This window comes from Rubripirellula amarantea (assembly GCF_007859865.1).
In the GTDB taxonomy this organism is placed as follows: Bacteria; Planctomycetota; Planctomycetia; order Pirellulales; family Pirellulaceae; genus Rubripirellula; species Rubripirellula amarantea.
In genome coordinates, this window is record NZ_SJPI01000001.1 from 2,416,865 (window position 1) to 2,439,446 (window position 22,582).

General features: G+C 52.8%; 16 protein-coding genes. 8 read left to right on the forward strand and 8 right to left on the reverse strand.

Annotation, left to right across the window (positions count from 1 at the left end):
• The first annotated feature begins 257 nt into the window (after window positions 1-257).
• Window positions 258-3,785 (forward strand): hypothetical protein, encoded by a 3,528-nt coding sequence (locus tag Pla22_RS08805; RefSeq protein ID WP_146514288.1) that lies wholly within the window; start codon window positions 258-260, stop codon window positions 3,783-3,785.
• A gap of 149 nt (window positions 3,786-3,934) precedes the next feature.
• On the opposite strand, the gene Pla22_RS08810 is transcribed toward Pla22_RS08805, so the two are convergent.
• The 3 genes from Pla22_RS08810 to Pla22_RS08820 all read right to left on the reverse strand — a co-directional run bounded on the left by Pla22_RS08810 (window position 3,935) and on the right by Pla22_RS08820 (window position 8,913).
• Window positions 3,935-5,683, reverse strand: a complete 1,749-nt coding sequence (locus Pla22_RS08810) for a glycoside hydrolase family 16 protein (protein ID WP_146514289.1) — start codon at window positions 5,681-5,683, stop codon at window positions 3,935-3,937.
• A 214-nt stretch (window positions 5,684-5,897) separates the two neighbouring features.
• Entirely contained in the window at window positions 5,898-7,652 is a 1,755-nt protein-coding gene (locus Pla22_RS08815; RefSeq protein ID WP_146514290.1) for a hypothetical protein, read from the reverse strand.
• On the reverse strand, window positions 7,630-8,913 hold the full coding sequence (locus tag Pla22_RS08820; RefSeq protein WP_146514291.1) for a prepilin peptidase: 1,284 nt from the start codon (window positions 8,911-8,913) through the stop codon (window positions 7,630-7,632). Before Pla22_RS08820 ends, Pla22_RS08815 begins: the two co-directional genes overlap by 23 nt.
• A 321-nt stretch (window positions 8,914-9,234) precedes the next feature.
• On the opposite strand from Pla22_RS08820, the gene Pla22_RS08825 reads away from it, so the two are divergent.
• The 7 genes from Pla22_RS08825 to Pla22_RS08855 all read left to right on the forward strand — a co-directional run bounded on the left by Pla22_RS08825 (window position 9,235) and on the right by Pla22_RS08855 (window position 16,629).
• Window positions 9,235-10,176 (forward strand): ATP-binding response regulator, encoded by a 942-nt coding sequence (locus Pla22_RS08825; RefSeq protein ID WP_146514292.1) that lies wholly within the window; start codon window positions 9,235-9,237, stop codon window positions 10,174-10,176.
• A 169-nt stretch (window positions 10,177-10,345) separates the two neighbouring features.
• Complete coding sequence (locus Pla22_RS08830) at window positions 10,346-11,734, forward strand: cryptochrome/DNA photolyase family protein (protein WP_146515327.1); 1,389 nt, start codon at window positions 10,346-10,348, stop codon at window positions 11,732-11,734.
• 194 nt (window positions 11,735-11,928) lie between these two features.
• Window positions 11,929-12,360 carry a 50S ribosomal protein L13 gene (gene rplM / locus Pla22_RS08835; RefSeq protein WP_146515328.1) on the forward strand — a complete coding sequence of 144 codons (432 nt, stop codon included), beginning with the start codon at window positions 11,929-11,931 and terminating at the stop codon, window positions 12,358-12,360.
• 61 nt (window positions 12,361-12,421) lie between these two features.
• A complete protein-coding gene (gene rpsI / locus Pla22_RS08840; protein WP_146514293.1) occupies window positions 12,422-12,838 on the forward strand; it encodes a 30S ribosomal protein S9 in 417 nt (138 codons plus the stop codon).
• Window positions 12,839-12,923: 85 nt separating this feature from the next.
• Window positions 12,924-13,145, forward strand: a complete 222-nt coding sequence (infA, locus tag Pla22_RS08845; RefSeq protein ID WP_068259019.1) for a translation initiation factor IF-1 — start codon at window positions 12,924-12,926, stop codon at window positions 13,143-13,145.
• 635 nt (window positions 13,146-13,780) lie between these two features.
• The gene (locus Pla22_RS08850; RefSeq protein WP_146514294.1) at window positions 13,781-15,517 is read left to right on the forward strand and encodes a hypothetical protein; all 1,737 of its coding nucleotides are present in this window, start codon (window positions 13,781-13,783) and stop codon (window positions 15,515-15,517) included.
• Between the two features lie 110 nt (window positions 15,518-15,627).
• Window positions 15,628-16,629, forward strand: a complete 1,002-nt coding sequence (locus Pla22_RS08855; RefSeq protein WP_146514295.1) for a DUF1571 domain-containing protein — start codon at window positions 15,628-15,630, stop codon at window positions 16,627-16,629.
• A 195-nt stretch (window positions 16,630-16,824) separates the two neighbouring features.
• Here the strand turns inward: Pla22_RS08855 and Pla22_RS08860 are convergent, their stop codons facing one another.
• The 5 genes from Pla22_RS08860 to rpsB form a co-directional block, all read right to left on the reverse strand.
• Complete coding sequence (locus Pla22_RS08860; protein ID WP_146514296.1) at window positions 16,825-18,207, reverse strand: GDSL-type esterase/lipase family protein; 1,383 nt, start codon at window positions 18,205-18,207, stop codon at window positions 16,825-16,827.
• 352 nt (window positions 18,208-18,559) lie between these two features.
• Window positions 18,560-19,120: a ribosome recycling factor gene (gene frr / locus Pla22_RS08865; RefSeq protein ID WP_146514297.1), complete on the reverse strand. Its 561-nt coding sequence runs from the start codon at window positions 19,118-19,120 to the stop codon at window positions 18,560-18,562.
• A 72-nt stretch (window positions 19,121-19,192) separates the two neighbouring features.
• Window positions 19,193-19,945 carry a UMP kinase gene (pyrH, locus tag Pla22_RS08870; protein ID WP_146514298.1) on the reverse strand — a complete coding sequence of 251 codons (753 nt, stop codon included), beginning with the start codon at window positions 19,943-19,945 and terminating at the stop codon, window positions 19,193-19,195.
• A gap of 163 nt (window positions 19,946-20,108) precedes the next feature.
• Window positions 20,109-21,086 (reverse strand): translation elongation factor Ts, encoded by a 978-nt coding sequence (gene tsf, locus Pla22_RS08875; RefSeq protein ID WP_146514299.1) that lies wholly within the window; start codon window positions 21,084-21,086, stop codon window positions 20,109-20,111.
• 162 nt (window positions 21,087-21,248) lie between these two features.
• The gene (rpsB, locus tag Pla22_RS08880) at window positions 21,249-22,037 is read right to left on the reverse strand and encodes a 30S ribosomal protein S2 (RefSeq protein WP_146514300.1); all 789 of its coding nucleotides are present in this window, start codon (window positions 22,035-22,037) and stop codon (window positions 21,249-21,251) included.
• Window positions 22,038-22,582 lie beyond the last annotated feature (545 nt).

A 22,582-nucleotide genomic window follows, 5' to 3' on the forward strand; every position in this document is an offset into this window, starting at 1 on the left:
TCCGATAGAGGTCGCTACTTCAACGCACCGCAGGCATTTGAGGGATGAAGTTGAGGCGAGCTGGGCAGTTCATGCCGACGATCACGCAAATTGCGGTGAATTAGCAATTAAGAATCGTGGCTCACATCAACGCAATCTGAGGCGGGTTTGTTATCTTGTCGGTTCGGTGACTTACCGGGAGATCAAAACGACAGGCGTAAATTTGTCCATGGTCTCTGATGTTTTCGCGTTCTCGCTTTCTTGGAGTAACTGATCTCATGCCTTTGACGACACAACCCTCGGCGAATTTGCAACGTTTGGTGGGCTGGGACCGGGACGCGGCCAGTGACCCAGCCGAGCAGCAACGGCTCAGAAGCTATATCGCTTTTCAACTTGCCGCTGCCGGATTGTCGCCACCGGACACCGAAGCCGAAAACGACCTGATGACGGCTTTTTCAACCGGCATTTTTGAAAGTCTCAAGGAAAAGAATCGTTTGCTTTCGGAGCACCGCGCGCCGATCGACCAACGCATTGAAAACTTTTTGAATCGTTATCTCGAAAACCAGCTCAACGGCGATCAATTGCGATTGCCGGGGGAATCATTGACTCTTGATCGCCACGGCATGGCGCGAGAATTGAGTCTTCCCGCTGGTGGCCACAAGTACGAAACCGACTTGGTCCGCTCGTACCGATGCCGTAACGGCGTGCTTAACAATCCAAGAGCCGATCGTCGCACAACAGCAGGCACGTTCCATGTCGTGCAAGGTGGATTGCCGATCCCAGGTGACAAACGCGCCGTTCCCGAAAATGTGTTCGTCAATCTGTTCCGGGCCGCGATGAATCCGCCAAGTGAACTTACCGAGCTGCCCTACTTGTCTCAGTCCACTGGCAACGCCAACACATGGGTATCGCTGTTGCTGCGTCCTTTGGTGTGTCCAGAAGTACCTGGTTTTTGTGAATCGAAGTCACTTGAGGTTCGCTTCTTCGCACCTGGCGGTTTGGTGAGCAACTTGGACTTTGTGGAGTCCATTTTTGGCAACGCTGGCGACCCGCTAATCGCGGCCAACGACGCATCGTTGGACGTTCACCACTGGAGCGGACATACGGGCTGCGTGATTCTGGCTACGCACCTGACCAATTGCACCAAGAAGGAACTCGGGCTGCCGCACTACGATGATGCCACCGACCGCCAGCGGCATGATTCGATGTGTTGGAAAGATGAAAACGAGAAGTACAACGATGGGGGCGCTTTCAAAATCACATGTCGCGATGCCAGTGGTGTGATGGTCACGTTGATCGCGGACAACTACTACGGATATTGCAAGAAAGAAGTGAAAACCCAAATTAGCTATGCAGCTAACTTGATGGGCAATGTCGAAGAGGAGCATGCCGGCGGCGCGTTGGCGTTTGCATCTTATTCCCTAGGCGACGACTTTCAGGTCAATAGCCGCCGATACAATGGTCAGTCTTTTGAGAAAGTGGCCGAGCGATGCGCTTCCTTTATTGATGTAAAACCCGAGGGATACGGAATCGATAAAAACGATCCGACGGTGATCTACATCCCAGAATCGGCTCGTGCGACGCTTTCCGACCGCTGCGTGAAATGGACCAAGGATGGAAAGGAACACCGGATTCCACTTTCACCGAAGAACGTTTACATCGCGCCGAGCGGTTACAAAATCGAACTCGAAAAGCATCCGAATGCTCCTTCATGGCGATTGATTGGAACGGTTGGTGAGGGCATCTTCTGTCATAAACCATGCACGGTTAGCGGTGGTGGCAAAAGCGAAATCAGTAAGAGCCTTCGCGACTATATGTTGTATGGGCCCATCTTCGTGGCCGACCATGAAGAGGATTTTGCGAAGCTGGATGAAATTTTCAGCCGCGATTACCACGATCGTTGGCGATCTGACACTGACGATAAACCTTCCTACGACGAACGCCCCAGTCGCAGTGTGCTCGATCCAACGCGTAGCCTCGGTAGCGTGATTCAGTTGCTCACACCGCAACCGAACTTTAGCGACGAGTATGTCCAATGGCTCAAGACGATTCCCGATCACGTCTACGCTCTCGTCCTGATCATCAAACGCTTCATTGGACCAGGGATGGAAAAGGATTGGCGACGACACTTTGGTGTCGATATCGTTAACGGTTCGCCGGGCCACGAATTGAAGATGGGAGACCGATCGTTGGTTGGTACCTATTTGCGAGTAGGTTTGGACGACAATCGTTGGCGGACATTCAAGTTGCGCCAAGATTTCATCGCGGCTGCGAAGGTACAACGCGAAGACGACATCAGTTGCAGTGTGGTCGCGCCAGCGAATCAATTAATTGAAGTCGGTCCATCGTTGATCGAAGCGGGCAGCTACAAGTTTGTTGAGAACTGCGAATTCCGGTTGTTCCAGCGACCTGACGATGCGATTCACCGTGGTCTCGATAAGCAAACCGAGTGGGACTTATCACGACCTGGTAATTTCCTAAGCAACTTCGAGCCGCTTACGGTCGAAGACGCAAAGGAGATTGTTGACGATGCCATCGACTTCGACAAATTTACGGAACCAATGGCGAAATTGCTTCGTGGTGCCGCCAAGCAGAGCGAAGGTTATGTCGTTAGCTCTGCTCATCCGCGAATCAACGACGATGGCAAACGAACCACGAATCCTCGCTATCTGCAGGATCGTCCTGACATGGTTTACGCCCGCGACACCTATGTCGCGATGCGTGGAATGCAATTGCATCGCGGATTAGGTGCGGACGATCCCGTCAATGCTCCCGTAGGTTCGGTGCTTAGTGGTCGGCGAAACAACGCACCTGATCGCAAAGCAGGAATCCGATCCTTGGCAGTGTATTCACCGCTGCACTACCAGGAACTTCCTGAGTTGGTGATGGACTACGTTTGTTCGTTAACTGGCAAGAGTCCTAGTACCACGGGCGCGGGTAGCGAAGGGGCGCTGACCAAAGGCCCGTTCAATGCCTTGATGCCGTCGATCGATCTGAACTCGATGGTGGTCTCGATGATCTTGACTGAGCTTGCAGGATTCAGCACTCCAGCCGGTAGCATTGGTCCAAAATTTGAAGTCGGTCATGATATCTCGATCTTGATTCCGGAAGTCTGGTGCCGAATGGGACCTGAAGAACGAAATCCCAAGAACTTGATCGCGTCGAAGATGATGCAGAAGATCGAGGACTTTGAAAAAGACGGAGTCACGATTCCCGCTAGTCGATTGGGATATCGAATCACCAACAAGTTCGTCCGAACGTACTTGGGCCGTATCTTTGACAATCCATCGAAGGTTTTCTCAGAGGAAATTCTTAAGCCGGAATTGCAAGATCCTGATTCTTTCGCCGATGGAATTCTGCACATCGCCGAAGCTCAGCAACGCGTTGCCAAGCGTTACTTTGAAGATGGCGGATACGAATTAGCTTGCCCTCCCCTGCAAGCGGTGCTCAGCATCATGGCGTACGGGGAATACGAAGGCAAAACGATTGACGATCCGGCGGTTCGAAGTCTCTTCACACGAGAATCGCTGCTTAGTAGCGATTGGTATCAGCGACGATTGCGGACCAAGCGTGATCGCGATCTGCAACACTGGAAGGATTTTGAAGCTCGGTTGATCGAGGCGGGGGCCAACCATGAGTTGGACTCGACTTTTGATCTCGACAATCGTTTGGCTTACGTTCGCGACCAAATCGCCAACGTCGAATCGCCAAACTATGAAGAGTCGCTCATCGGAACCTTGGGAGCTGATCCGATGGTTCCCTCAACAAGCGACAAGTCGATGCTCAGTAAGCTGGCGGGCGTATAAAGATCGTTTGCATTGTTTCTAAGGTTGCTTGCGACCGTAGATAGGAATCACCGCGAAGCTTGACTTCGCGGCCACTCCACGAGCTGACGCCGTTTGGGCTCAGCTCGCGGAGAAAACCCGCGACAGTAAGAGAACCTTTCGGGTGAGCCTTATTGAGCTCGCCAAATTCGGACGTAGTCGACCTGGGCTCGGCTCATGACCCGGTAATTGGCATCTTCTTCAAGAGGCGTTCCTTGGAATCTGCCATCACCCTGGTCATCCAGTGTCTTGTCGACCCAAGCGTCTTTCTCGAACTCGAGTGTCAACATCATCATCATGTCCGACGGGTTCGCTGGAATCGCCGGGACTGGATTTCCCGGTGGATTGTCGGGGAAGGTGAAGGTTTCGACTCCATTGACGTAAGTGGTCATTGAATCGGCGGACCATCGAAGACCGTAGGTGTGGTATTCGTCAGCGGTCACGTCCGCCAAGCTTTCGGCGATCACACCGCTGTATTGAAGCGATTCGCTGAACTTGATGCCAGCATTCAATTCCGCCTGCGTGGGTACTCCCCAGTGGTGAGCCACGTTGAAAACACCATCCATCCAAGCTGGTTCACCGATGGGAATTTCGATGATGTCGATTTCAGTTCCGGTAGCGGGGACCCGATCATAGGCTTGGGTTTGAGTGAATAACCAGAACGCGAACCAAGTCGAGTAGCCGACCATCTCATTCGTCTTCACCCTGGTCGAGATGTAGATTTCACCATCACCGGGACTCACCAAAGTACCCTCCCATCTCACTCCCGTTCCCGGAACCGAGTCGTCCCATGCAACCGGTTGCCCCGACATCAAGTACGCCGATTCAACCTTCTTGCCATGAGCCAGGTCCACGTTCAGGTCCGCTCGAATTTGCAGTTGAAGATTGCCCGATCCGTCGAGCCAATGGTTTCCGTAGCCGGTGCTGAACATCCAAGCATTGTTTCCGTCATAAGGACCATAACGCAGCGGATATTCGGGGATGCGATTTTCCGCGGCCGCAGCGGCAATCTCGTTACTGACTTCTTCGGGATTGGTACCAAGGTGGGGATACCAGTTTTCGGGAAGTCCCGTGCCTTCAAACTCGTCTTGCCATTCCAGCGCCCAAGAATTGCCGGGCGGCAACCATTCGAGGTTGGGTCCGCCCATGTTTCCGACAATTGCTATTCCCTCGGCGATAATTTCGTCAAGTTTTGTCCAGGTGTTAGGGTCTTGGCGGTACAGCATGATTTGCCAAATGCTGTCGTCGGCTAGCGGTTGGTCGATGGGGACATCGATTGTCACTGTCGCAGATTCGCTTCCGGAGTCGACTGAGGTCCAGTCTTGGTCGATCACGTTCCAAGATGAATCGAGCAACTGAACTTGCACGATTCCATCAACTGAAATTTCGTATTCCACAGTAACATCGTAGCTTTCATTCGTCTGAACTTCCGGGGGCGCATTCGATCCCGTAATCACGTCAGGTGCGTTGGCGGAAACGGTGATGGGATAGAAGATTTCCTCGTCTAACTTTTCCCAGTCGCTTCCGTTGTAAAGGATGACTTGCCACAGATAGTTGTCCTCTGGTGCCGCTTCCTCAGGCACATAGAACGGAATGGCGATCGAAGTGGAACCATCAAGGACGGGTTCCCATACTTGGTCGATGAAGGCCCAAGAGTTTTCAAGCATTTGAAATAACTGGACTTGAACGATCGCATCGTCAGCAATGCTGTACGCGACGTCTATCTCGTAGAATGTTTCGGTTGTGATTTGAGTGGGCGGATTAGTGGCAACGATTGTCTGTGCATGCGATTGATCGGGTGGCATCGCGGCCAGTGCTATGGCAATGGACCATAATCCAAAGAACCCCTGCGAACGCTTGCATAGATAGCTGCGATTCATAACAAAATCCTTCTAAGAGAGACGCTCATTCGCAGGCGAGCTTCTGTCGCACTTTGCGCGATGAGGCATAGACAAGACCAAGCACGATTGCTTGGTGCATTTCTGAGCGTAACGAAGCCAACATCGCAATGCAAAATGTTGATCGCATCGTTCGCCAGCCTAGGGATGGTTTGTTAACAACGAGTTAGCATTTGGGTTCTGCGTGTCTCGCGAATCACTGATTCAAAAACTCGAAAGTGACTTTGTCATCGGCGGTAACTGCATCCGTAACGAGACAAAAGATGATGGCTGATGCAGCGTCAGCAGGAGGTTGGAAACGCAGAATGCAGCGTCTCGATTCCGACGGGGTTCCATCCTCAGGATAGGCGTAGAAGAGATCACCCGATGGCTGCGTGGGAAGTTGACGTTTATTTGAAATGGGTTCGCCGTCTTCGGACTGAAATTGAACCATCAATCGCGGCATGCCACGACCCGTTTGTGTGATCTGAGATTTAACCGAGTAGTGCATGCCGGCTTTGACCGAAGCGGTAGCCGTCGCGGCACCACCGACCGGGCCAACAATTGAAACTTGTTGATTGGCGATCTCAATTCGTGCGTTCGTGGTGGATCCATCGCTTGTCGCGTCTGAATTGGCAATCACCGCTTTCCAAGCGAGGTCGTTCAGCGGGGTTACTTCAATCGCATCCTCGTTGGATGGCAGGTTTAAGGCTGGCTCGGATGCGGTTGCCTGGTCGTCGGTTCGGTCTTGCACCAATTCTTGTGACGCTTGCAACGCTGTTGTGATTGCATCGTTACACCCCGGTAAGACCTCTTGCCAATCGCGAAAAACGTCTTTCCCGTTCCATAGTGCAGTACTGGTTGCCTCGGGCCACCATCGCCCGCGTTCGCTGTAAATCCAAACCAGTCCATCGGAAGACTGTTGAGCCCATCGAACTTGGTTTGTTAGAACCTTCAACCGATCCGTTTCCGCCGGATTGAGCGTCCAGTGGGGGATCGCATCGGCGGTGACCAAGTCCATGAATATGGGAAAGGCAAGTCGTACTTTGGATTGGTACTTCGATCGAACTTCGGGCTCAATGATATTGCAGCCGGAGACTCGAACCTGACGTGCATGTTCAATCATCTGCGATCGCGATTCCATCCAGTAGCCGAATTCGCAACCATCAAAAAACGTGACTGAGTCATCGGATGCTTCGAGCAAGCCAGCTAGGAATGCGGGCAGCAAACCATATTGATGTCCAGCCAAGCACCACTGGAAGTCGTCCCGTCTCTGCCCAGCGGAATTCACTGGTGAAGGCCCCATCATCAATCGATCATTGACCAGGAAACTCATTAGGAAGTACGAAAGGATCTCGATGTTGGGTGATTCTTTATTCACCGCGGTGATCACCTGACGACCGCGTTGACGCGCGGCCGCAGCGTAGTCCTGGAAAGAATACGAAGCGGCCGAGGCTTGGGCGGAGTACTGAAATTGGGAATGTGGAAGTGTGTACGCTTCGGGGTCGAATGCGATGCCTCGCAGTTTGCCGTTCGCGACAAGTCGCGCGGCGATTCGCCAATGTTCGGTAACCTGTTTCCAGCCTTCGTCATCAAAAAAGTCCACGTCCCCCGGGTTTGCGTTCAGTCCCAGATAGCACTGGGCCGCGATCTTGGGGTGTACGGTTTCCAGGATCTCGGTCGCGGATTCAAATACGCTCGCGTCCCATGGTGAAGCTGAATGGGCGACAGAGAACAAGTCGGGCGGATTGGTTTCGGTGCGAATCGAAACGACAGAACCGTCGATGGGAAGCTTGGGCAATTCATTCTGATCGCGAGCCAGTTGGTCGAGCGTGGGCTGGTTCCATCCCGCCGATATGATTCGCGTCCGTGTCGAGACGCGCGGTTCAACCGCGATGACGTTCAAACTGACAAAGCACAGGGCAACGCTCGCAAAAGTAACAGTGCCACTAAGCGGTAGCAGTCTCGTCACGTTGGCCTCCTTCCTGTTCTTCATCGTCGGCCCGATCAACTTCAGCTTCAACTTCAGCTTCAACTTCAGCTTCATCTTCATCAACTTCACCATCATCGTCCGACGTCGAGTCTGCGTACGCTAGGCCCGATAGGTTGGGTTGCTCGGGTGCGTCTTTCAGCCACAAAGGAACCAGCAAGATGATGGCTGCCCACGCGAGGACGACCATTGGTTGGCTAGTATCCGATGGCCAGTAAGGCGAGTCATGCAAACGCCACCAGGCGAACAAGTGAACCGAGAGTGATATCGGGATAGCGATTGCAAAGCTGCCGAGTCGATCGGTCTGTCGCAAAAAGAAACGTTGCAGTAACACGGCGAGAATCGATGCGGCGACCACCAAGGCAATCACCGACTGCCAACCGATGATCAAGCCGGGAACGGAGATGATCAAAATCACGTCCACCAATCTTGCTGTGGACTTGCCTAACGGATCAAGTTTCAGATCGGCCCTGGGGCACAGGCCTCTCGCGAGAGATCGGCCGATGATTGCTGCCGCCACGAGACCCGTGACAATGCGAATCGCGGCATCGATTCGCAGACTTGAACCGAACAAGCTAGGCAGGTCTGCATCGCCAAGCGTTCGCCAGGACACGATCATGAGCGGTGGGAACACCAACATCGCAAGGATGATCGGCATGATGCCCCACGCGACCAGTCGAGCAGGAATGCGATTGCGGTCATAGCGAATCAGGGCGAACGCCCACGAAATGGTGACCGCATAGATATGAAAGAACAGCGTCGTCAACACGTAACGGTCGACGATGGGCTGCCAAAGCGGTCCGCCACCATAGCGGCTTGTCACGTAGGGCAAGCTAAGTTGATAAAGTTGGCCAATCGCAATCAACGTTAGGCTTAGCCCGACCACAAGTTCAACGATTGGGTAACGGCGTGAAATCGGCAGGCGACATTGTCGGCATCGGCCGCCAAGCATGAGCCATCCGAAGACAGGGAAATTGTCTCTTGCCTGAAGTCGCGTTTGGCAGCGAGGGCAGTACGAACGTCCGTTCACGCTTTCGCCCCGCGGCATCCGCCAGGCAACGACGTTCAAGAAGCTTCCGATGGATGAACCAATCCAAAAGCACCATCCAAAGACGATAACGTCGATGAATCGCGGGCCGTACAAATCGCTGGGCCCGAGGAAAGCAGCGTGGGCAGCTTGAAGGTGTGCCAGACCGAAAACGTAGCCGAGGACTGCGGTTGCCAAGCCCAGCAAGGCTATCAACAGCGGAAATCGCGAACGGAGACGCTGGCCGAGCAAGGTAAATCTCTTGGGGGAAGTAGAATAAAGGGGCGAGGAAGCAATTTGCCAGATCTTACCCGTTCGTTAAGACCTGCATGAGGGAGCGGTGTCTTTCGGGCGTTCATGTTCCTGGGCCCCCATCGGCACTGGTTTGCCAGTAAGATAGTGAAAAGTCACGCCCCTTTTAGTATTTAGCTGCGTCACGCAAAGCGTCCCCGCAACCGCTCGGAAACGGTATCCGTGTCGGGATTCGGTTACGACATTCAGGCCTCCATCAACCTGTTGACCCTATAACTTTACTCTATGGCTGGTCCTTCTCATATTCTTGTCGTCGACGATAGCCCGACCCAGCTACGTCAGATGCAGATCCTCTTGGAGCAGGACGGTTACCAAGTTGAATCGGCTGTCGGCGTCGAAGAAGCGCTCGCCGCAATCGCCGAGAAGCCTCCGTTGCTAGTGGTCTCTGACATGCAGATGCCGGGAATGAGTGGCTTGGACTTGGTCGAAATCTTGCGTGGCACGAATCCCTCCTTACCGGTTGTATTGACCACCAGCGAAGGAAGCGAGGACGTGGCCGCCGATGCACTGCGTCGTGGCGCGGCTAGCTACGTTCCCAAGCGAGACTTAAATACGACACTGGCGCCAGTGGTGCGACAGGTATTGTCCATCGGAGAATCCCAGCGTTCCGTATTGGAAGTGGCTCAGTACACCAAAGAAGCGATGTTGACGCTTGAAATCGACAATCAAGAGTCCATTGTTCCCGCTGTGATCGCACGGCTGGAAAAAATGCTGATCGAGATGGATCTCTTTAGTGAGTGCACTCGAATGCAAATTGGCATGGCATTGGACGAAGCTTTGCTAAATGCGATTGTTCACGGCAACCTCGAGATTTCATCCGAACTTCGTGATCACGGCGAAGGTGATGAATACAACGAATTGATTGCCGTTCGCAAATCTGCCTTACCGTATGCGGATCGCCGGGTGACAATCATTCTGCACGCCACTCGCGACGAAGTTGCTTTTACGATTGCCGATGAAGGCCCAGGGTTTGATTTCTCGAAAGTCGGTGACCCAACGGATCCGGAAAACCTCGAGTGTGCTGGCGGTCGTGGTTTGTTCATGATTCACGCCTTCATGGATGACGTGGTGTACAACGATAAAGGCAACTGCTTGAAAATGGTTAAGTACGTTGCTTCCGAGGACGAGGAAGACGAGGAAAAAGATTGCCACGACGAGAGCGATTAATAGTTCGCCAAGCCGTGGGGTTTTGACCAGAAACGCGTTGGGTATATCCGCCTTGGTCATCTACTGACTGGGCTGCTCGCTACAGTAATTCATGTCTATTCCCAAAATCCGGCACTCCCACGCCAACGACCACGAAGTTCGCGAAGGTGGCGACTACGTCCTGTATTGGATGATCGCGTTTCGCCGTCCAAGGTACAATTTTGCTCTGCAGCATGCTGTTGATCGAGCCAAGGAATTTGGAAAGCCGCTGGTCATTTTCGAGCCTTTGCGAGTACGGTATCGCTGGGCCAGTGATCGGCTTCATCGTTTCGTTATCGAAGGAATGCGAGACAACGCGAGGCACTTTCAGGATCGTCCCGTTACCTACTTCCCGTATGTGGAACCGAAGCCCGGGGCGGGCACTCCGCTGTTGCATCAGCTAGCCAAGTCGGCATGCACGGTTGTGACCGATGAGTACCCCTGTTTTTTCCTGCCGCACTTGATCGAAGCCGTCAAAGATCGGATTCCTGCTCGGCTTGAACTTGTCGATTCCAACGGTGTGATGCCACTTCGCACGCCGGAGCGGACTTTCACCGTCGCTCACAGCTATCGACGTTGGATGCAAAAGAACATTCTGGACGCACTGACCGAGATGCCTCGCGAAGATCCGCTCAAGCGGGTCAAACTTGCCAAGCTCGAATCACTTCCGTCCAAGATCCTTCGGAAGTGGCCGGCAGCGGACTTTGATTCACTCCTTGATGGAGACGGTCTTTCTAAGATTCCGATCGACCATTCGGTTGTCCCAAGTCCCGTCGTTACTGGAGGTCACATCGATGCTGGAAAGCGATTGGCCAAATTTGTTGACGAAACACTGGACGTGTACAACGACGACCGAAATCACCCCGATGAGCACGCCACGTCTGGGTTGAGTCCCCACTTGCACTTTGGGCACCTATCGGCACATGAAATTGTGGCCGAGATTTTCGACAAAGAGGAATGGACGCCGGATAAGGCATCAGCCGCCAATGGCAAGAACAGCGGATTTTGGAATACGAGCGAGCCAGCCGAAGCGTTTCTCGACCAAGTCCTTACCTGGCGAGAAATGGGGTTCAACCTGTCGTTTCGTCATCCCGACACGTACGACAAATTCGATTCACTGCCTGATTGGTCAAAGAAAACTCTTTCGGAACACGAGCAGGACGAGCGGCCAGAGGTGTACTCACTCGAAGAATTTGAAAACGCTCAGACCCACGACGAACTTTGGAATTCGGCCCAGCGAGAATTGGTGGAAACCGGAGTCATGCACAATTACATGCGAATGCTGTGGGGCAAGAAGATCCTCCACTGGACTGAAAACCCTCGCGACGCCCTCGAGGTGATGGTGCATCTGAACAACAAATACGGCCTCGATGGTCGCGATCCGAACTCCTACAGCGGCATTTTTTGGGTGCTTGGTCGGTACGATCGAGCGTGGGGACCCAAGCGGCCGGTGTTCGGTAGCGTTCGTTACATGACCAGCGACAGCGCCCGAAAGAAGCTGCGTTTAAAGGAATATTTGAAGCGTTTTCAGGCCGATTGAACGCTCGCGGTCGCTCCGTCGGCGACGATGGAAGGCGAAACCGCCGCTCAGAGTGGCCCAAAACGCCTATCTCCTAAGGATTTTCTTTAAAAGGCCTTGCTGTTTGGTTGGCTTACCGATAGATTCCTCGATTCAAATTTTCCGCCAAATCACCGTTTTCCCGCAGAAATATCGTGGTCGCTCAAGCTTCTTACATGGCCAAGCCTGGTCAAGTCGAAAAACAATGGCATATCGTCGACGCATCCGACGAAGTTCTCGGTCGTTTGGCCAGTGATATTGCTGTCGTTTTGATGGGCAAGCATCGCCCCCAGTACACACCTCACGTGGACTGCGGCGACTTTGTGATCGTCACTAACGCTGAGAAAATCGCGATGACGGGTCGCAAGATGGATGTCCGGCACTACACCTGGTACACCGGTCACCCTGGACTTCGTTTGGAAAGCTACGGCGATCGTCGAGACCGTAAGCCCGAAGATTTGATCTTCCACGCTGTTCGCCGCATGTTGCCTAAGAACAAGCTGGCGACTCAAATGCTCAAGAAGCTGAAGATCTATGCAGGTCCCGAGCATCCACACACGGCGCAGCAACCGTCCGAATTGAAGCGGACCAGCAAGAAGGTCGGCTAAACGACTCTTTCGCGTCCTTTGTTATTAATCCAATATTCATTTCTAACGAAATCAACTTTCCATGTCTGTCGTAGCTAAAAAAGACAAAATCAACGGCGATTGCCTGGGTACCGGTCGTCGCAAGAGCAGCGTTGCCCGTGTTCGCGTTCGCCCCGGCAGCGGAAACATCAAAATCAACAACGTTCCTTTCGAGGAATACTTCGTCAACGACACTCACCGCACTCAAGTCATGCAAACACTTGATGTCGTTGAATGTGCCGGCAAGGTCGATGTTCTCGTCCGAGTCGGTGGCGGTGGAATGACTGGGCAAAGCGGTGCAGTCCGAATGGGATTGGCTCGTGCGTTGGTCAGCTTTGACGAATCCCTTCACGACGTTCTTCGTGAAGGCGGTTTCCTAACGCGAGATTCTCGCATGAAGGAACGTAAGAAGCCGGGTTTGCGTGGCGCACGTCGTGGCGTCCAGTTCAGCAAGCGTTAATCTGTTGCCGATGTCTTCGGTGGCAAGGCTCGACAGCGTTGTCATACTGATAATGTTGTTCCATATGTCACCAGAGGTTTAAGTTTTGGGAAAGAAAGAAGATGCCTTCGAAGTCGAAGGCACTGTTACACAAGCACTCGCTAACACACGGTTCCGTGTCCAATTGGAAACGGGATCCGAGGTGATGGCGCACGTAGCTGGCCGAATGCGAAAGCACTTTATTCGTATCGTGCCCGGCGATAAGGTTCGCGTTGAGTTATCGCCCTACGATTTGACGAAAGGTCGAATCGTTTACCGGGAACGCTAATTATCTAAGCGTTCTGTATTGAGTCGGCTCGTGACAAGGGCCGACCAAAGCTTGAGCGACCAACTGCTTTTGGTCGCTGGCTGTTTCTGGCACTTATGCTCGGCACGCCCCTACCGCACGTCAAGCAATTCATGCGGCACGCCAATTTGAGCAGTGCAGGCATCCCGTCTCGGGAAGAGCCTTATCGCTACTCGGTCTGGGAAACGGACAGCATTGGATAATAGTCGTCCCTTGCCTTTGGCTATGCCTGATATGGTTGTCGTTGCTAGGGCTCGCTGTCGTTGTCTCAGTTCTATTTTGTCTTGGTTGTCGTGGCCCAAACTCTCGGTCGACGCATTGCCCAGGCAATAAGTCCAGATTCTGAGTCGTGGCTCTGAATCCAACGTCGCTAAACCTGGGCTTTAGGCTCAGCCGCTGGGATTAATTGTTGGCTACGGCTCTATGATTAGACTCGCCCCGATTAGATGCGCCCCGTTTACACAGGCCCCAGGCCTATGAACTTGTGCCCTAGAGACATTCCGTAATTTTGCGAGAATAACGAAACTCTTGGATGATCACTGGGGTAAACCCAGCATCAACGGTATCTCAATATCAGTCACGGTTTTCCAAAACCCCAACTCCTTAGGACGAATTTCATGCACAACGGATTCCGAAATCTCCACCTCAAGCCTGTTGCAGGAAGGCTGACACGCGTCGCCGTCGCTTGCACGATGGCGCTAAGCCTCGCATTGGCTCCCTGCCAGGAATCCTTGGCTCAGGAGAAATTCCAACCCAAGGCGTCGCCCGGTGCCACCGCCAACGCAACCGAACCCGTGTTGGTCGTAACGCTTGGTTCAATCAACAAGCTGATGCAGGACATCAATTATGTTACGGCGGCCGTGGGGCAACCGAATGCCGGAATGACCTTTGGGATGTTTGCCGGGATGTTCGCCCAGGGCATCAATTTAGATCAGCCCATCGGTGTGCTAGTACCATTGGTCGACGGCGCACCTCAGCCCATTGCATTGCTTCCGACTAACGACATCAAGGCCACGCTAAAGCGGCTCGAGGCGCAAACTGGTCCCGCCGATCAACTTGATGATGGCACTTTTGTGATCTCGGTCGGTGCCAACACGATCTTCATTCGCCAAATGGATTCGTGGGCAGCGCTGGCTCCGCAAAAGGATCTGTTGGACCTTGCACCGGCCGATCCGAGCAGTTTGTTTGACGGAATGGGCAATAAGTATGACCTCGCGTTTCGCATCAAGTTGCAGCAAGTTCCCGCAGAGACGCGCAACATGTTGGTTGCTCAAATCCGCCAAGGATTTGAACAAGCGATGCAAAAGCAGGCTGGTGGCAACCCAGACCAAGCTCGCGACGTCGCCGAAACAAGCATGAAGCAGCTAGAGCAATTCATCAATGAAACCGATGAGCTCAATTTCGGGCTGAACATCGATCAAGCGAACAAAGAAATTGTCGCGGACACTGCTTTTGTCGCCGTCGACGGTACAAAGTTGGCATCACTTTACGGCGGGGCAAAACCGATTCCCTCTGCATTCGCTTCAGTCATTCGTGAGGATGCAGCCGCTTATTACCATGCGGCAACATCGATTAGTCCAGAAGCAATTGATCAAACTCGAGCGAGCATGCAATCGAGTTTGGGCACTCTGGCGAGTGCACTTGAAAATGAAGATGACTTGAATCCTGCTCAACGGGCCGACATCAAAGAGATGATCGATCGTATTGCCGAGCTCGCCATGGATTCGATTGCGGAAGGACGTGCCGATGTGGGAGCTCTGTTGCTGACCGATACCGAGAAGTTCCAGTTCGTATTTGGGTCCTTCGTCTCGGACGGTTCTGAAGCTGCCCAGATTGCAAAAGACATTGCAGCCAAAGTCGAAGATGACGCTAGTGCACCGCGATTTGAATTTGATAGAAGCGTCTACAACGGTGTGACCATGCACCTGATCGAAGCCGACGTTCCCGAAAGTGAAGACGAAGCTCGCCGCGTATTCGGCGATACGCTCCAGGTTCATATCGGTACCGGAGAAAAGTCCGTTTACGTCGCTATCGGACCTGATAGCGAGAATCTGCTGAAGGGTTTGATCGACAGCAAGGACGCCGACAAAGGTGCCGATCGTCCGATTGGTCAATTGAAGTTCCGCTTGTTGCCTATCCTAGAGTACGCCAACGCAGTGGAAGCCAACGACGCTATCTCGGCCATGATTGCTGAATTGTCTCGCTCCGCTGACCCAGGCTTGTTGACGGTTGTTCAGGATGTCATTCACAACGGTCAAGAGACAAAGATTACCGTTGGCGAAGGCTTGTTGAAGGCGATTGGTGCAGCCATCCAGCAGGCCCAGCAAGCGCAAATGCAGCAGGGGCAATTCTAGTCTGGATATCTCTGGGGCAAACCGGATTTTCGCCACGGCGTGACTCACTTGCCTATGCAGAACTTACATGAACTTGAAACGCTGGCCGGACATACGGCCAGCGTTTTTTAATGCTCTTTTCATTCTCGTTTTTGGTCATCGGTTTCTTGAAACGCATACTACTGATTACGGTTCCAATCATCCTGGCTACCGTTGCATTGCTATTGGTGCGTTCGCGCAACCTCGATGCGCGGACAACGACCATTTCCTCTCCTGCTCCCATTTCAACATCAGGCGTTGTTGAGTCGCCTCGTTCGGCAAGTGTCGCTGGTGCGTCGGGCGCAATTGCTTCTGCGGGGGCATCGGAGGCGTTGGGCAGCCATCGCGACATTCAAGTGCTGACGATGGCTCAGGTGATCGATCGAGCCAAGGCTGTGCGAGAATCTATGTCCGAAAATTTGTCGGACTACACGGCTCGTTTTGTTAAGCAAGAACGCGGCGACACCGGAGAGCTTGGCGAAGAAACCGTCATTCGTTTGAAGGTGCAAACGCGACTACGCAATTCTAGTGATGATGCTCCTATGCGTGTCTTCCTCCGCTTTGAAGCACCACAATCACAAGCTGGTCGCAAAGTGATATGGGGCAGCGATCTCTATGATGGCAAGATGGCTGTCCACGAAACGGGAATGCTTCTGGGGCTCAAGACGATCTATCTAGATCCCAATGGAATGATTGCGATGCAGGGCCAAAAGCACCCGGTAAGCGAAATCGGATTGGTCAAGCTGGTTGAGAAGTTAATCGAACGAGGAGGTGAAGATATTGATGATCCGGACCTTCAGATCACGCTCACGCCGAACTACGAATTTGATGGTCGGCAAGTTGAATTCTTGCGAGTGGTGAGAACGAAACGCAAAGAGAAAAAGACTGACGACGACTATCAAACTGCCGAAATTTTCTTGGACGTCGACCGTCAACTCATTCTTCGTTATCGCAGTTTCGGTTGGCCGACGATTGATGGCGAGGAACCACCACTGCTGGAATCCTACACCTACGAAAACGTCGAGTTAAACGTTGGTCTGACGGACACCGATTTTGATGTTACCAACCCCGAGTACGGTTATCCGGCATTCTAAAAGTCGTGCAGACCATCGTCCATTCGTAACCGGTAAGAAATGCTTCATTGCGGGCGTTAAGTCGGCGGATGCTATTGTTGCCATCGCTTGCATTTGCACGCCTAAGTAATTCCTTCTCGCGCAAGAATGGTGATCCAAGCAGTCTCAATGAATCTATGGAATGCTTGGTTTCCAATGGCGAGTGAAGCACGCCGCTTAGTTCAGCTCATTAGGCAGCCGGATGCGGATGCGTCGATACTCGACTTGTCCTCGGTCGCCTTCTAGTCCGATCGGTCCCTTCGCGGGCAGTGGCAAGGCTTGCTCTAGGACTTCGCCGTTGCATGTGCAATGGGCTACGTCATCTTTGACCGTGATCTCAAGTTCGTTCCATTGCTGCGGTTGATATCGCTTGAGGTTCTTGTAAGGGCCGGCAAGTGAGTAATCGCGTACTTGTAATTGCGGCATGCGGATGAAGACGCCACTGTCGCTATTGACTGAAGCTCGAAATTCCAATCGTAACGTAAAGTCGCCATCGAACTCTTGCTTGGTCCACAATTGCTCGATCACTCGACCGCTGGATGGAGTGGTCACCACAATACGACCGGGCATCGCAACGAAACGACCGTTGGGTGACTGCGTTGAGCCGTCAAAATGGGTCACACTTTCAACCAATGGCCATGTGACTCCCTTTGGGTTGGATCCAAGCCAGCGTGCCCTTCCCTTTCGCATTGGTTCAGGAGTAGGTCTGAACTGCCATCCGGTGAGATCCTTCCCGTTAAAAAGGCTTACGAATCCAGGCTCAACTTCGAAGTCATCGGCAACAAGATCAGTGAAGCCTAAAGTCGCAAAGATCGGTAGCAATGCAGCTCGCCATTTCGCGTAGCCAATTCCATTGGGATGGAGAAGGTCTGGAAATTCAGCCTCTTTGGCATCGCCGTTTTCATCAGCGAACAGTGTCCAGGTGTCGACAATGGTAACCTGGTCGTTCCCGCGAACTAGATCGCGAAGACCTTCATTGATTTGCTTGATTTTCTCGGCGGGACGATTCTTGGTTTCGCTGCTTGGCATGACGAGGCACAGCACAATCGGCATCTCGGAATTATGTTCGTTCATCCGCTCTAGAATCAGCCCAATGTTGCCGACCGTGGACTCGGGCGTCGCACCTTCGTCAAGGTCATTGGTTCCCATCAGCATCACCACCGCAGTTGGCTTGAGTGATAAAACATCGTCTTCAAGACGCAGTAGCATGCCACGCGTCGTGTCGCCACTGATGCCTCGGTTAGCGACTTTGAATCCGTTTTCGGTGATCGGCGAGAAATCGTCTCGAAAATCATCGGCCCATCCCTGAGTGATTGAGTCGCCCAGAAAAACGATGGCACCCGTACTTTCAGCGGCGTTCTTCGCAAACGTCGTGCGTCGCTCATTCCAAATGTTTTTCATCCAGTCGTAGCGACGAATCGGACCGGTACCGGCAAGTCCTTCGTCGGTGGCTGGGATTTCGAAAGTGAGCGGCGCTAAAGTGGCTTCCTGGCCAACAAGCGGTTTGCCGAGCACGAGTAAAGCGAGAACTAGCGAGTATCCGATTGCAGCACGCAACATGGGACATGACCTTCAGTAGGCGAGAAACAAAAGTACGATGATAACAAACACAGCCTGGGCAGGCTCGATGGTAGTTCGTAGCTCGTCTTGCCACGAACCATTTTATGGTTGGGGTCGGCGGAATGCCGACCGCGGGTTTGCGGCGACGTCCTTGGCTGATAAAGAGCTCAGCCCGGTCGTTTGCTCTTCGCTTTGTTTAGCTCTCCCTGTGGGAGAGTGATGCCATGGAAAGCTTGAGTGCGAGTGCTCGGCTAGCTCTTTCGCGTCTTGTCTTGCGATGGATGAAAGTTGGTGACCAACGTTGATGATCCATTAGGGGACATGGCTAGCCGAGGCTCAAAGAACGTTTGAGTCAGCTTTCGGTGACTTCGTCTTCGCGAGCTTTTGCCATTTCAACGACCTGAGCTTCGAACTTTTTCGTTAGCTCTTGGACTTCTTCTTTCAGGCGATCGCGATCATCTTCGCTAATCTCTTTTGCCTTCTCGGCCGTGTCGGCTGCTTTGTTGGCATCACGACGGATGTTGCGAATCGAAATCTTAGCTTCCTCGGAAAGCTCTTTGATTCGGGCAACCATCTTCTTGCGAACTTCCGTCGAAAGAGGCGGTACGTTCAGACGAATCATGCGGCCATCGTTTTGAGGGTTCAGGCCGAGGTCGCCAGCTACGATGGCTTTTTCAATCTCTTTGATGGTCGAAGTGTCGTAAGGGCGAATGACAATTTGCTGAGGTTCTGGTGTGCCCACCGAGGCGAGTTGTTTCAAAGGTGTTGCGGAACCATAAACATCAACTTTAATGGAATCGACAAGTCCTGGTGTAGCGCGTCCGGTACGAATGCCCGATAGGTTGTGTTGCAGAACGGCGATTGCCTTATCCATACGTTCTTCTGCGTCGACGAGGGTTTCTTCAACTGACATCATGCGTCCCTTTTTCCGAGGTGTGAAATAGCGTTTGAAAAGTTTGATACAGCGTGCAAGATCATGTGCGTCTTAAGAACGCTTGCCAATCCACGTTCCTACGGTGTCGCCTGAGATGGCTTTGACAATGTTGCCATCCTTTTTGAAATTGAACACCAAGATTGGTTTGGAATGTTCGTGGCAAAGAGCAATCGCTGTGGCATCCATGACTTTAAGGTTTTTGCGGATGACGTCTTCATACGAAAGCGAGTCGTAGAGTACAGCGTGTGGATTTTTCTCGGGGTCTTCGCTGTAGACTCCATCGACACGAGTCGCCTTTAAAATCACGTCTGCATCGAGTTCCAAAGCCCGCTGCGCCGCTGCTGTGTCGGTTGTGACAAACGGGTTTCCGATCCCCGCAGCCAAGATCACGATGCGACCTTTTTCAAGATGGCGAATGGCGCGTCGTCGAATGAATGTTTCGGCAAATTTTTCAATTGGTACGGCCGACATCACTCGGGTCTGCAGCCCAATGCGTTCGAGCGTATCCTGCATCGCCAAGGAGTTGATTACTGTCGCGAGCATTCCCATGGAATGGGCGGTTGCTTCTTGGACGAGCGAATTGCTCCCTGAGAATTGAGCACCGCGGAGTATGTTGCCGCCGCCGATGACAATCGCGATCTGGCAACCGCTCTTATGAGCTTGAGCAATCTGCTTGGCAATCTGGCCCGATTCTTCGCTGCTGATTCCTCGGCCTCCGGCATCCGCGAGACTCTCGCCACTGAGTTTTAGAATCACACGATGGTATTGTAGGGCAGGCGATTCCGGGTCCGAGTCTGTGGTCATGAGAGGCGTTCAAAAAGAGGGAAATCATGGGCACGGTGCCTTGGCACCGACCAGTCTATACCGAAGATCATAAACAAAAAAACCTCGTCGATCCGCTAGGGGGCGACGAGGTTCAAAATTCAACGATATTTGTTAGTCCCCAGGAGAAAGGGGCTTAGCTATACTAGCCGACCGAAACGCGTCGGAATTGAACGACTTCAGCTTCAGGGCTGAATTCTTTGACTGCAGCTTCGACAGTTTTGGTGTCATCGAGAGCATAGAATTGGCTCATCAAGCAACGCTCTTGGTCAAGCAACGTGTTGTCGGCAACAAAGCGATCGAGCTTTCCTGGAACGATCTTGTCCCAAATCTTCTCGGGCTTGCCTTCAGCGGCCAATTCGGCCTTGATCGCGTCTTCTGCTGCTTTCATTACTTCAGGGGTTAGCTGACGACGGCTGGCGAATTGAGGCACGGTCTTGACGGGTTTGCCAAGGTTTTCCTTTTCGTTCAATTCGTTCTCGGCGTTGATTTGGGCCTGCAACGCTTCGGTTTCCTTCTGCACGAAGTCTGCGTCGAATTCGTCTGGATGCAGGATGGAAGGCTTCATTGCAGCGATGTGCATTGCAACGCCACGGAAGAATTGATCCGCGCCGTCTTTGCCGCCATCCTTGAACGAAACAAGCACGCCAATCTTGCTGCCTGCGTGGATGTACGACGCGATGTTGTCGCCTTCGACAACTTGCAAGTCCGAGATTTGAATCTTCTCGCCGATCTTGCCGGTTTCGTCGATCAATCGCTCGCTGACCGTGCTGTTGCCAATCTTCAGCTCGTTGAGAGCTTCGATGGTGTCGACTTTGTTTTCCATCGCCAGCGTTGCAATTTGGTCAGCGAGTTCGATGAAGCCTTCGTTTTTGGCAACGAAGTCAGTTTCGCAGCACAGTGCAACAAGGATGCTGCGATTGCCATCGGTTTTGGCAACGACAACACCTTCACTTGCTTCGCGGTCGCCACGCTTTTCGGCAACTTTCTTGCCTTTCTTGCGAAGGTAGTCCAGAGCGCCGTCGATGTCGCCACCGGACTCTTCGAGGGCTTTCTTGCAGTCCATCATGCCTGCGCCGGTGGACTTTCTCAGGTCACTGACGTCTTTTGCTGAAATCGCCATAGTCTTCTTACTCGTTCTTATCTCTAACTGAAACAATGATTGGGACAGGTACACCGCGAACTAAGTTCGGGTGGTAAACAAAACGGGAGAACGCATTTGCGAGATGCAAAGTGCGTTCTCCGCGTGAATACAGGGGGGATCGAACGTAAGACGTCCGAAAGCCTAGGCTTCAGGTGCTGATTCTGCAGCAACCGGTTCGGCAACCACGGGCTGTGGTGCAGCGGAGGCAGCAGATGCTGTCGGCTTGTCCGAACCCTTGTTCATGGCAGCTTGGCCCTTGCCAGCGTTTACCGCATCGGCAAGTTGCTTCATGATCAATTCGATGCTGCGAATACCGTCATCGTTGCCAGGAATTGGCAGGTCGATTTGCGACGGGTCGCTGTCGGTGTCGATCAGGGCGACGGTCGGGATGCCAAGACGCTTAGCTTCGCGAACTGCATTGCGTTCCTTGCCTGGGTCGACGATGAACAGACACTCAGGGAGGCGGTTCATGGTGCGAAGACCGTTAAGGTTACGGTACATTTTGCGATACTCGCGGTTCAGCGAAGATTGCATCTTCTTGCTGTACTCGTTGATTCGTTCGCTGCTGCGAAGTTCTTCGAGTTCTTCCAAACGGCCCAATCGGCTGCGAATGGTGCGGAAATTGGTCAGCGTTCCACCGAGCCAACGTTCGCTAACGAAAGGCATTCCACAACGAAGAGCCTGTTCTTCGACAGCTTCACCCGCTTGTCGCTTGGTACCGACGAAAAGGATCAGGCTACCGCCGGCGGCAACTTGGGAAAGGTATTTCTTGGCGCGGAGCATGCCACGAAGTGTTTCGCGGATGTCCATGATGTGGATTTGGTTCTTTTTGCCGAAGATGTACGGGGCCATCTTCGGGTTCCACAGGCTGGTACGGTGTCCAAAGTGGACGCCAGCTTCGATCATGTCTTTGACGATGGGATTGGCCATGGGCGCAGGTTCCTGGTCGTTGTTCCATAGCGGGCTACGAGAGCTAAACACTGTTTTGCCTGCGATTTACAGTAAAAACAGTACTCCAGGGCATTGGAATGGGCGTCAAAACGCTACCAAACTGCTCGCCCTTCGTCCCAGATGCTATGAATGGGAAAGGGGAAATGTCTGCCAGATATGAAGTTCTGGTCGGACGTTGAAGCGGAGGAGCGTAGCGAAAAAATTGGGTTCCAGCAAGGCTTCCCGGCGATTTGACGAGGGATACAGTGATTTCAGCCAGGTATATGGTTCCTCGCCGAGGACCCCTAAGAACGCCTTGAATGAATCTGTTTCCAAGTCATCGCCCAACAGGCACCTGATAGAATGGTTTCCGCCCGCCTTTTCTGGTCCCCGCCCTCCCCTTCCCTCCCATTTTGCAGGCCAAGCACATGGTGTTGAGTTGGTTCCCTTCCGCCTTTCCTTTCGCCCGGGGAAAACGTTGCAGTGCCATATTTCTTTCGCTGCTCGTTTGGTGGGGGCCCGAAAGTGCTTGCGGAGAAGACGAT